Annotated in this window: 13 protein-coding genes and 3 tRNA genes; 9 read left to right on the top strand and 7 right to left on the bottom strand. The window is 65.7% G+C overall.

Annotation, left to right across the window (positions count from 1 at the left end; genetic code table 11):
• The first annotated feature begins 134 nt into the window (after window positions 1-134).
• Both trpC and QMX80_RS16785 read left to right on the top strand, forming a co-directional pair.
• Complete coding sequence (gene trpC, locus QMX80_RS16790; RefSeq protein ID WP_055766367.1) at window positions 135-929, top strand: indole-3-glycerol phosphate synthase TrpC; 795 nt, start codon at window positions 135-137, stop codon at window positions 927-929.
• Window positions 926-1,642, top strand: coding sequence for a haloacid dehalogenase-like hydrolase (locus QMX80_RS16785; RefSeq protein WP_282278304.1), 717 nt, complete (start codon window positions 926-928; stop codon window positions 1,640-1,642). Before trpC ends, QMX80_RS16785 begins: the two co-directional genes overlap by 4 nt.
• Window positions 1,643-1,838: 196 nt before the next feature.
• Here the strand turns inward: QMX80_RS16785 and QMX80_RS16780 are convergent, their stop codons facing one another.
• Both QMX80_RS16780 and crp read right to left on the bottom strand, forming a co-directional pair.
• Window positions 1,839-2,600, bottom strand: coding sequence for a sulfite exporter TauE/SafE family protein (locus QMX80_RS16780; RefSeq protein ID WP_055766361.1), 762 nt, complete (start codon window positions 2,598-2,600; stop codon window positions 1,839-1,841).
• A 214-nt stretch (window positions 2,601-2,814) separates the two neighbouring features.
• Window positions 2,815-3,504, bottom strand: a complete 690-nt coding sequence (gene crp, locus QMX80_RS16775; RefSeq protein WP_055767360.1) for a cAMP-activated global transcriptional regulator CRP — start codon at window positions 3,502-3,504, stop codon at window positions 2,815-2,817.
• Window positions 3,505-3,661: 157 nt separating this feature from the next.
• Here crp and speD point away from each other — a divergent pair, with 157 nt between their 5' ends.
• Both speD and sugE read left to right on the top strand, forming a co-directional pair.
• A complete protein-coding gene (speD, locus tag QMX80_RS16770) occupies window positions 3,662-4,456 on the top strand; it encodes an adenosylmethionine decarboxylase (protein WP_054667806.1) in 795 nt (264 codons plus the stop codon).
• 160 nt (window positions 4,457-4,616) lie between these two features.
• Window positions 4,617-4,931: a quaternary ammonium compound efflux SMR transporter SugE gene (gene sugE / locus QMX80_RS16765; protein WP_055766358.1), complete on the top strand. Its 315-nt coding sequence runs from the start codon at window positions 4,617-4,619 to the stop codon at window positions 4,929-4,931.
• Window positions 4,932-5,084: 153 nt separating this feature from the next.
• On the opposite strand, the gene coq7 is transcribed toward sugE, so the two are convergent.
• Window positions 5,085-5,729: a 2-polyprenyl-3-methyl-6-methoxy-1,4-benzoquinone monooxygenase gene (coq7, locus tag QMX80_RS16760; RefSeq protein ID WP_282278300.1), complete on the bottom strand. Its 645-nt coding sequence runs from the start codon at window positions 5,727-5,729 to the stop codon at window positions 5,085-5,087.
• Window positions 5,730-5,920: 191 nt separating this feature from the next.
• Between coq7 and rplM the strand changes: the two genes are divergently transcribed.
• Both rplM and rpsI read left to right on the top strand, forming a co-directional pair.
• Complete coding sequence (gene rplM, locus QMX80_RS16755; protein ID WP_055766352.1) at window positions 5,921-6,349, top strand: 50S ribosomal protein L13; 429 nt, start codon at window positions 5,921-5,923, stop codon at window positions 6,347-6,349.
• Between the two features lie 2 nt (window positions 6,350-6,351).
• Window positions 6,352-6,744, top strand: coding sequence for a 30S ribosomal protein S9 (gene rpsI, locus QMX80_RS16750; RefSeq protein WP_054667799.1), 393 nt, complete (start codon window positions 6,352-6,354; stop codon window positions 6,742-6,744).
• Window positions 6,745-6,975: 231 nt separating this feature from the next.
• Here rpsI and QMX80_RS16745 read toward each other — a convergent pair.
• From QMX80_RS16745 to QMX80_RS16735, 3 genes are all read right to left on the bottom strand, one after another.
• Window positions 6,976-7,050, bottom strand: a tRNA-Gln gene (locus QMX80_RS16745).
• Between the two features lie 105 nt (window positions 7,051-7,155).
• Window positions 7,156-7,230, bottom strand: a tRNA-Gln gene (locus tag QMX80_RS16740).
• Between the two features lie 31 nt (window positions 7,231-7,261).
• Window positions 7,262-7,338, bottom strand: a tRNA-Met gene (locus QMX80_RS16735).
• Between the two features lie 120 nt (window positions 7,339-7,458).
• On the opposite strand from QMX80_RS16735, the gene QMX80_RS16730 reads away from it, so the two are divergent.
• The 3 genes from QMX80_RS16730 (at window position 7,459) to bfr (ending at window position 9,188) form a co-directional block, all read left to right on the top strand.
• Window positions 7,459-8,079, top strand: a complete 621-nt coding sequence (locus tag QMX80_RS16730) for an RNA pyrophosphohydrolase (protein WP_282278297.1) — start codon at window positions 7,459-7,461, stop codon at window positions 8,077-8,079.
• 102 nt (window positions 8,080-8,181) lie between these two features.
• Window positions 8,182-8,382: a bacterioferritin-associated ferredoxin gene (locus tag QMX80_RS16725; RefSeq protein WP_055767357.1), complete on the top strand. Its 201-nt coding sequence runs from the start codon at window positions 8,182-8,184 to the stop codon at window positions 8,380-8,382.
• 335 nt (window positions 8,383-8,717) lie between these two features.
• A complete protein-coding gene (gene bfr / locus QMX80_RS16720) occupies window positions 8,718-9,188 on the top strand; it encodes a bacterioferritin (RefSeq protein WP_282278295.1) in 471 nt (156 codons plus the stop codon).
• Between the two features lie 203 nt (window positions 9,189-9,391).
• On the opposite strand, the gene QMX80_RS16715 is transcribed toward bfr, so the two are convergent.
• Window positions 9,392-9,841: Hpt domain-containing protein (locus QMX80_RS16715; protein WP_282278294.1), on the bottom strand; the 450-nt coding region annotated here is incomplete at its 5' end.

Raw genomic sequence — 9,841 nt, 5'->3', positions numbered from 1 at the left:
CGCGCGCGCCAGGCCATCGCCGACGGCAGCGCCCGCGCGCGCATGGAGCAGTACGTCGCCGCCAGCCGCGCGCTGGCCGGCTGACTCTCCTCCGACCATCCGATCCGTCTTACCGCCTCCAGGAAAGCAGAACCATGAGCGACATCCTCAACACCATCCTCGCCCGCAAGACGCAGGAGGTGGCCGAGCGCAGCGCCCGCATGCCGCTGGCCGAGCTGAAGGCGCGCGTGGCCGATGCGTCGCCGGTGCGCGGCTTCGCCAATGCGCTGCAGGCGGCCATCGCCAACGGCGACCCGGCGGTGATCGCCGAGGTCAAGAAGGCCAGCCCGTCCAAGGGCGTGATCCGCGCGGACTTCCGTCCCGCCGAGATCGCGGTGAGCTACGAGTTCGGCGGCGCCAGCTGCCTGTCGGTGCTGACCGACGTGGATTTCTTCCAGGGCGCCGACGCCTACCTGCAGGAGGCCCGCGAGGCCTGCACGTTGCCGGTGCTGCGCAAGGATTTCGTCGTCGACCCCTACCAGGTGGTCGAGGCGCGCGTGCTCGGTGCGGACTGCATCCTGTTGATCGTCTCGGCGCTGGACGACCGCCAGCTGGCCGGGTTGTCCGATCTGGCGATGACGCTGGGCATGGACGTGCTGGTGGAAGTGCACGACATCGACGAACTGGAGCGCGCCATCCAGGTGCCGGTGCCGCTGGTGGGCATCAACAACCGCAACCTGCGCACCTTCGATGTGTCGCTGGAGACCACGCTGTCGATGCGCGATGCGGTGCCGCGCGACCGCCTGCTGGTCACCGAGAGCGGCATCCTCGGCCCGGCCGACGTGAGGACCATGCGCGACGCCGGCATCAATGCCTTCCTTGTCGGCGAGGCCTTCATGCGCGTCGATGAGCCGGGCGAAGGCCTGCGTCAGCTATTCTTCAGCGCATGACCGAGTCCCATCCCGTTCCCCGCGACGACGCGCCGCTGGTCGTCTTCGATTTCGACCACACCCTGTACGACGGCGATTCCGGCAGCCACCTGTTCGCCTGGTTGATCCGGCGCAACCCGCTGCGCATGCTGGCGGCGCTGCTGATCACGCCGCTGTTCGGCCCGCTGGTGGCGCTGCTGCCGACGCGCCGCTTCGGCATTTCCGGTTACGTCTGGATCGCGACCTTCGGCCTGCACCGGGCGAGGGAGTTCAACGGCATCATCGACCAGTATGTGCGCGTGCACGAGCACGACATCCGCGCGCGGCTGCTGCCGCAGGCGCTGGAGGTGTTCGCCGCGCATCGTCGCGCCGGCGACCGGGTGGTGGTCGCCACCGGCGCGCCGCCGGAACTGGCGCGGGCCATCCTCGCCTTCGTGGCGCACCAGGACGTGCCGGTGATCGGCAGCGAAGTAGGGCCGCGCCTGGGCGCGATGGGCGCCACCCGCCACTGCCACAACGAAGAGAAGATGCGCATGCTGCGCGAGCGTGGCTATGGCGACATCGCCATAGCCTATTCGGACAGCACCGCCGACCTGCCGCTGCTCAAGGCGGCGAAGGCGCCGGTGGTGGTCAACCCCAAGCGTTCGCGCGTGGACTATTTCCGCCGGGTGCTCCCCGCTGGTACACAGATCCTCAACTGGGGTTGCGCCGACCGCGGCGGCGACAAGGCCTGAATCCCGCTGCGGAGCAGGCCATGTCCGGCGCCGCGGATGCGATCACTCTCGGCCAGCGCCTGTAGAGCGGGGGTGTAGCCCCGCTTTGGCGTTAGCGGCCAGGCTCCGCCGGGCACGGCTCCGCTTTACGGGACGCCGTCGGAATGGCGGTGGTCTCTACTCCCCGCGATCAGGCAATGATCCCTGGAAGACCCCTTCAGCGGGCCAGCCATCCGTGCAGCGCATGCCCGATCTGGAACAGGCTGATCGACAGTACCAGCACGCCCACCGCAATCAGTACCCAGCGCTCCTTGAGGCGCTTGACCAGCAGCGCCGCGACGGGCGCGGCCATCATCCCGCCGACGAGCAGGCCGGCGACGATGCTGGCGTGCTGGATGCCCATCGACAGCAGGAAAGTGGCGGAGATGGCGATGGTGACGACGAATTCGGCGGCATTGACCGTGCCGATGGTGGTCCGCGCCTGGCCACCGCGCGCGAGCAGGGTCGAGGTCGCCACCGGCCCCCAGCCGCCGCCGCCGCTGGCATCGAGCAGGCCGGCGAAGAAACCGAGCACCGGCACGCGCCGCACTTCGCGGCGGGGCGTGAAGCGGCCGGCCGCGCGCGCCAGGATGAAGATCGCCAGCGCCAGCAGGTACAGATAGATGAAGGGCCGGATGATCTCGCCGGGCAACTGGGTCAGCACATAGGCGCCGAGGGCCCCGCCTACCGCGCCGGGCAACGCCAGGCGCAGGAACAGCCGCCGGTCGACGTTGCCGGCCACCAGATGCGATACGCCGGACGCACCGGTGGTGAACACCTCGGCGGTATGGATGCTGGCGCTCACCGCCGCCGGCGGCAGCCCCATGCTCAACAGCACGGACGAGGACACCAGCCCGAAGGCCATGCCCAGCGCGCCATCGACCAGCTGCGCCCCGATCCCGATCAGGATGAACCAGTAGAACTCGCTTCCAAATTCCATTCGTGGAGCCTGCTGGCTTGGGGCGGATGCGTCAAGCAGATGGGGAGCAGGACGTAGCTGTCCCGCTTTGCGGCTGGCGCAGCCGCGTTTCCGCCGAAGCTGCCCTCTCTGGTAAAGGGGGCGCGCCGGCAGGCGTCGGGATTCGGGTGTTCAGTACGTCGGGGCCCAGAGTCTGCGTTGCAGACTTTGGGGCTGGAAGCGCGTATGCGCGCTTTCAGCGCGTCCCGTACAGCACGATGGTCTTGCCGCGCGCATGCAGGATGCCGTCGGCCTGCAGCTTCTTGAGCACGCGTCCGGCCATTTCGCGCGAGCAGCCGACCAGGCGGGCGATCTCCTGCCGCGACACGCGCAGCTGGGTGCCCTGCGGGTGGCTCATGGACTCAGGCTCGCGGGCCAGGTCGTGCAGGGTGCGCACGATGCGGTCGGTCACGTCCAGGAACGCCAGGCGGCTGGCCTTGCGGCTGGTGTGCAGCAGGCGCCGGGAAATCTGCGAGCCGATGGCGTACAGCAGCTTGGGGGCATCGCTGGACAGCGGGCCCAGGAACAGCTGGTGCAGCCGCTCGTAGCTGATCTCGGCCAGTTCGCAGGGGGTGCGGGTGCGGAGGATGACCTCGCGCTTGTCCGACTCGATGAACAGGCCCATTTCGCCTACGAACTCGCCCGCGCCAAAGTAGCCCAGCACCAGTTCGCGGTCCTCATCCTCTTCGGCGATGATGCTGACCGAGCCGCTGACCACGTAATACATGGTGCCGGCCGGGTCCCCGGGGCGGAACACATCGGTCCGCGTCGGGTAGCGGCGGCGGTGGCTGTGGGCCAGGAACCGGTCGATGGTGGCGATGTCCAGGGTCAAGGGGCTGGAGGCGAGGCGCACGGCTGGCACGGTATTGGCGATCCCTGGACTCATGATGACGTTCATGTGCGTGTTTTATGAACTTGTCTTAACGGGCAAGCTTAGCGAGGCCGACCATAAGGGGCAAACGCCGGCTGGCCGTGCACGTTTCGCCGGGGGGCGGTTTGCCCCATAATTGCCCCCTTTCCCACCATTCACAGGACCGACCGCCGTGGTCAAGCCGTTGCCTCGCCTGAGGTTGCAGGGTTTCAACAACCTCACCAAGGCGCTGAGCTTCAACATCTATGACGTCTGCTATGCGCGTACCGAAGAGGAGCGCCAGCGTTACATCGAGTACATCGACGAAGAATACAACGCCGATCGCCTCACGCAGATCCTCACCGATGTGGCCGAGATCATCGGCGCCAACATCCTGAACATCGCCCGCCAGGACTACGATCCTCAGGGCGCGTCGGTGACCATCCTCATCTCCGAGGAGCCGGTGATCGACAAGAAGGCCGCCGGCAAGGAACTGATCTCCGACGCCGTGGTCGCGCACATGGACAAGTCGCATATCACCGTGCACACCTACCCGGAGACCCATCCGCAGGAAGGTATCGCCACGTTCCGTGCCGACATCGATGTGGCCACCTGTGGCGTGATCTCGCCGCTGAAGGCGCTGAACTACCTGATCGAGAGTCTGGAATCGGACATCGTGATCATGGACTACCGCGTGCGTGGCTTCACCCGCGACGTGAAGGGCAAGAAGCACTTCATCGACCACAAGATCAACTCGATCCAGAACTTCCTGGCCAAGAACATCAAGTCTCGCTACGAGATGTTCGACGTCAACGTCTACCAGGAAAACATCTTCCACACGAAGATGCACCTGAAGGACTTCGACCTGGACCAGTACCTTTTCGAGGAAAAGGCCAAGAACCTGTCGTTCAAGGAGCGCATGAAGATCGAGGCGCTGCTGCGCCGCGAGATCGAGGAGTTGTTCCACGGCCGCAACCTGGCCGAGTGACGGTTACATGCGGTTCGGGTGCGGATTGCTAGCCTCGCACCCCTGAAACACACGGCGGGACGGCCCGCCCCATGGTGCGATCCATGGACCACAGCCGACGGCGGCCCGGTGCTCACGCACCGGGCCGTTTTTTTTTGTCCTGAAACCAAGGAGCAATGCCATGGCCTGGATCTATCTGCTGGTAGCCGGTCTGTTCGAAATCGTCTGGGCGATCGGCCTGAAGTACACCGAGGGCTGGACCCGCCTGTGGCCCAGCCTGGGCACGCTGGCCGCGATGGTGGTCAGCTTCTGGTGCCTGTCGCAGTCGCTGAAGTCGATCCCGATCGGCACCGGCTATGCGATCTGGACTGGGATCGGCGCGGTCGGCGCCGCGGCGCTGGGCATCCTGCTGTTCGGCGACAGCGCTTCCTGGCCGCGGCTGCTGTGCATCGGCCTGATCGTGTCCGGCGTGATCGGGTTGAAGATGGTGTCGTAGTCCTTGGCCGCGTCGCGGCCAGGCCCCCCAGGGTTTGCTTTGCAAACCTTGGGCCCCGACTCCGGAGCTGCCTATCGCCGCGGCTGTTGCCGCGCCCCCTTAACAAAGGGGGCTCTGCTCCAGAAAGATCGGGAGGAGGGGCGCGAAGAGGGATCAGAGCCGGTAGGCGATGGTCTTCATGGCCCTGGAGGCCAGGGCCATCACCCCCGGGATCGGCGGCGGCAGGATGCGCGCGCCGGCGTGCTCGGCATGGTCGGCGTGGCGCGCCTCGTCGATCTTCATGACCTTGAGGATCTCGCGGCTGCGCTGGTCGGCTGGCGGGAGGGTTTCCAGGTGTTCGTCCAGGTGGGCCTCGACCTGCCGTTCGGTCTCGACCACGAAGCCCAGGTTCCAGCCATCGCCACGCAGCCCGGCGAGCGTGCCGATGGCGTAGCTGCCGGCATACCACAGTGGGTTGAACAGGCTGGGGCGGCTGTCCAGTTCGCGCAGGCGGTCGGCGCACCAGCTCAGGTGATCGGTCTCCTCTTGGGCTGCTTCCAGCAGATGCGCGCGGGTGGATGGATCCCGGGCGACGGCCGCCTGGCCGAAGTACAGGCCCTGCGCGCAGACCTCGCCGACATGGTTGATGCGCATCAGGCCAGCGGCATGGCGTCTTTCATCGGATTCCAGCACGACATCCGGCGTGTCGCCGGCCGGATTGGGGCGGCTGGCCGGCGGATTGCCGAAGACCGTGTCCAGGGCGCGCTGGGCCTCGGTCAGCAGGCGGTCCAAGGGCGTGAAGGCGCGGTCGGTGATCATGGCATCCTGGCGGAGTGGGGTAGCCGGATTCTCGCCGCTGTCCACGGCACTGCCAAGGCCGGGTGGCCGGCAGGTTGCGCGAGGCGGCCGCGGCCAGTACAATCCCGCCTCTTGTGTTTCACCTTCACAACGCGTGGCAGAGTTCCGGCAATGCATCGCCGCAATGAGCCCGACCTAACCTGAGTTCTTTCATGAGCACTTTCACCGCAAAGAACGAGACCGTCCAGCGCGACTGGTACCTCGTTGATGCCGACGGCAAGACCCTTGGTCGTCTGGCTACCGAACTGGCCCGCCGTCTGCGCGGCAAGCACAAGCCGGTTTACACCCCGCACGTCGATACCGGCGACTATCTGGTCGTCATCAATGCAGAAAAGATTGCCGTCACCGGCAACAAGCTGCAGGACAAGATGTACCACCGCTTCACCGGCTACATCGGCAACCTGAAGAGCGAGAACCTGGCCCAGGCGCTGGAGCGCCATCCGGAGCGCGTGATCGAGACCGCCGTCAAGGGCATGCTGCCGAAGGGCCCGCTGGGCCGCGCCATGTACCGCAAGCTCAAGGTCTACGCCGGCGCCGAGCATCCGCACGCCGCCCAGCAGCCGCAAGTTCTGGATATCTAATCATGGCTATCACGCAAAACTACGGCACTGGCCGCCGCAAGTCCTCCACCGCCCGCGTGTTCCTGCGCAAGGGTTCGGGCAACATCACCGTCAATGGCCGTCCGCTGGACGAGTTCTTCGGCCGTGAGACCGCGCGCATGATCGTGCGCCAGCCGCTCGAGCTGACCAAGAACACCGAAAGCTTCGACGTCATCGTCACCGCCACCGGCGGCGGCACCACCGGCCAGGCCGGTGCGATCCGCCTGGGCATCGCCCGCGCCCTGGTCGAGTACGACGAAGGCCTGAAGTCCGAGCTGCGCAAGGCTGGCTTCATGACCCGCGACGCCCGCGAAGTCGAGCGCAAGAAGGTCGGCCTGCACAAGGCTCGCCGCGCCACCCAGTTCTCCAAGCGCTGATCCATCGCGCCTGGTCCGGGATCCTCCGGGGTCCCGCTGGGAAAGCAAAAGCCCGGCTTCGGCCGGGCTTTTGTCGTTTCGGGTCGGGCGGGGATTTTCGTGCGCGGGTGTTCGTGCAAGTTCCGGTGTGGTGTTCCGCTGGAGGGCGGGCGCCTGCCGATGGCTGGGGGTGTCGCCATGGAGGGGATGGCAAAAAGAAAGGCCTGATCTTTCGATCAGGCCTTTCGTATATGGCAGCCCCGGAAGGATTCGAACCTCCGAATGTCTGAGTCAGAGTCAGATGCCTTACCGCTTGGCGACGGGGCTAGGTAAGTCGGGATTATCGCATGCCTCGGCAGTGGAGGCCATGTCCCCGGAGGGGGATGTGTTTCATCAAAAAAGACCAGATTTTTCAACCTGGTCTTTGGTGTTTGGCAGCCCCGGAAGGATTCGAACCTCCGAATGTCTGAGTCAGAGTCAGATGCCTTACCGCTTGGCGACGGGGCTGTGGTTGTCGAGAGCTGTGCTCCCGCTCCCTTGGTGGCTATGGGTGGACTCGAACCACCGACCCCAGCATTATGAGTGCTGTGCTCTAACCGGCTGAGCTACATAGCCTCAGGGAGCCCGCAATTCTGCGTATCACCGGCTTTCCTGTCAACTCTTTTTTCCGCGCTTGTGGCATTGCGGCGGCCATGGCAGAGTCCAAGCCAGTAGAAATTTTTAGGAGTCCGCATCGTGATCGATCCGGACGGCTATCGACCGAACGTCGGCATCGTGCTGATGCGGGAAGACGGGCAGGTGTTCTGGGCACGACGCGTGCGCCGGGATGGCTGGCAGTTTCCGCAGGGCGGGATGAATTCCGACGAGACGCCGGTCGAGGCCATGTATCGCGAGTTGCAGGAAGAAACCGGCCTGTTGCCTGAACATGTCGAAGTACTCGGGGCGACCCCGGGTTGGCTTCGCTATCGGTTGCCCAGCCGCGCCATCCGCCGTACCGAGAAGCAGGTCTGCATCGGCCAGAAGCAGGTCTGGTTCCTGCTGCGCCTGACCGGCGACGAGACCCACGTGCGCCTGGACCACACCGAGGCTCCGGAATTCGACAATTGGCGCTGGGTGGATTTCTGGTATCCCGTCGAGCATGTGGTCATGTTCAAGCGCGGGGTGTATGCGCGGGCGCTGCGGCATCTGGCGCCATTGGCGCGCGGGATCGCCGGGCAGGGCGTGACGGCGATGCCGAAGAGCGCGCAGGAGGCCTGGATGCCCGGCCATGCGGCAGGCCATGAGCGCCCACGCAAGCGTCTGCGCAAGCGGGGCTATTGGCCGAAGAAGGCGCAGGGCGAAGGACCGATCGCGTAGCCGGCCCTGATCGAGAACGATTCAGCCTCTTGATTGACAATCGTTCTCGTTTCGATTGAAATGGTCACCGGCCACTTCCGGCCGGCCCTGCCGAACGCCTCCGTGTACGTCTGCATCTGCAACGGTGTCACCGATCACCAGATCCGCGAAGCTGCCGACAACGGCGTCAGCTCGGTGGCCGAGCTGACGATGCGTACCGGCTGCGGTTCCAACTGCGGTTCCTGCCTGGAGATGGCGGGCGAGCTTCTGGCCAGGGCCCGCGCCGTGCATGACCTGCCCTTGCCGATGCTCAAGGTGGCTTGAGTCCAGGCAATGCTCTGCACTGCAGCCGGGCTGCGGTGGACGAGGATTGCCCAGGCAGGCCGCGTCGAGCGCCCGCGGTTTTCCCGCGCATCGATGCGGACTCTGGCAGAGTGCTGCGTGCTGGCGTTCCGGGCATTGTTTCCACGGACAGACTCGTTTCCCGCTCTTGCGGATCGAGGCAGTGCCACGTGCCCTCGTACCCGGATGTCCCTGGCCTGCGGAGAGCCGCGGTCTTCCCGTGGGGCTGACTGGATCAATGCGTACGATTCGCGTTCCTTCATTCCAGCGCGCCTGACGGTACAGTGCGCGCGTTCAACGCGTGCAGGAGCATCCACATGAAAGGCGACGCCAAGGTCATCGAATTCCTCAACAAGGTGCTCTACAACGAGCTGACCGCGATCAACCAGTACTTCCTGCACGCCAAGATGCTGAAGAGCTGGGGACTGAAGGAACTGGCCGAACACGAGTACAAGGAATCCATCGACGAGATGAAGCATGCGGACGCCTTGTCCGACCGCATCCTGTTCCTTGAAGGGCTGCCGAACTTCCAGGCGCTGGGCAAGCTGCGCATCGGCGAGAGCCCGGTCGAGATCCTGCGCTGCGATCTGGCGCTGGAGACTTCGGCGGTGGCGGTGCTGCGCGAGGCGGTGGCCTACGCGGAGGGCATCGGCGATTACGTCAGCCGCGAGTTGTTCGTGAAGATCCTCGACTCGGAGGAAGAGCATATCGACTGGCTGGAGACGCAGCTCGATCTGATCGAGCGCATCGGCGAGCCGAACTACCTGCTGACCAAGCTCGACGACTGAGCGGTCACTCCGGCGCCATGCAGGGCGCCGCCAAACCCATGGCCGTGCCGGGCGCACGGAATCCAAAGCAGGCCGCCGGAACAGCGGCCTGCTTCGTATCGATCCGTTGAAGCTTCGCCTGCGCGCGACCGGCCGCGCTGCGGGGCCGCAGTATCTTCCCGCAGGCGTTTGCCTTCATGGCGAACGCGAAGAACCGAGGAAGCTCAGGCCCGCATCGCCTGCGCGCTGCGCATGTCCGATTGATAGCCGATCAATGCCAATCGCGCGCGGGCGAACTCGGCGATGATCAGCGCGACCATTACCGCGGGGCGCTCGATCCTGCCGGCACGGGCGGCCAGTTCGACGCGGCGTGCCGCGGCCGACAGGGCGAGGGCGCCGACGTTGGCGCTGGCCGACTTGAGGCTGTGCGCCAGTTCGCGAAGCTGCTCCAGGTCGGGTACGACGGCGGCCTCCTGCAGCTGGCGCACGAGCGGGGTGGTGTCATCGAGGAATACGTCGATGATGGTCGCCGTTTCCGCGCCTGCGATCTCGCGCAGTTCGTCCAGCACCTCGCGGTCGAGTACCGGTAGAGAGGTGGTCTGCGCCGCCGATGCCGGCGCTTCCTCGACCGCGACGGGATCCGCTGGCCGGCTTTCGACCACGTTGTCGAAAGC

This window comes from Stenotrophomonas sp. PS02297 (genome assembly GCF_029959705.1).
Lineage (GTDB): Bacteria > Pseudomonadota > Gammaproteobacteria > Xanthomonadales > Xanthomonadaceae > Stenotrophomonas > Stenotrophomonas nitritireducens.
This window is presented reverse-complemented; position numbering and strand designations above follow the sequence as displayed.

Excerpts from the sequence above, each read along its gene's own strand:
- sugE (WP_055766358.1), top strand. The coding sequence starts at position 4,617 with ATGGCCTGGATCTATCTGCTGGTAGCCGGTCTGTTCGAAATCGTCTGG.
- trpC (WP_055766367.1), top strand. The coding sequence starts at position 135 with ATGAGCGACATCCTCAACACCATCCTCGCCCGCAAGACGCAGGAGGTG.
- crp (WP_055767360.1), bottom strand. The coding sequence starts at position 3,504 with ATGAGTCCAGGGATCGCCAATACCGTGCCAGCCGTGCGCCTCGCCTCC.
- bfr (WP_282278295.1), top strand. The coding sequence starts at position 8,718 with ATGAAAGGCGACGCCAAGGTCATCGAATTCCTCAACAAGGTGCTCTAC.
- QMX80_RS16780 (WP_055766361.1), bottom strand. The coding sequence starts at position 2,600 with ATGGAATTTGGAAGCGAGTTCTACTGGTTCATCCTGATCGGGATCGGG.
- QMX80_RS16785 (WP_282278304.1), top strand. The coding sequence starts at position 926 with ATGACCGAGTCCCATCCCGTTCCCCGCGACGACGCGCCGCTGGTCGTC.
- rpsI (WP_054667799.1), top strand. The coding sequence starts at position 6,352 with ATGGCTATCACGCAAAACTACGGCACTGGCCGCCGCAAGTCCTCCACC.
- rplM (WP_055766352.1), top strand. The coding sequence starts at position 5,921 with ATGAGCACTTTCACCGCAAAGAACGAGACCGTCCAGCGCGACTGGTAC.
- coq7 (WP_282278300.1), bottom strand. The coding sequence starts at position 5,729 with ATGATCACCGACCGCGCCTTCACGCCCTTGGACCGCCTGCTGACCGAG.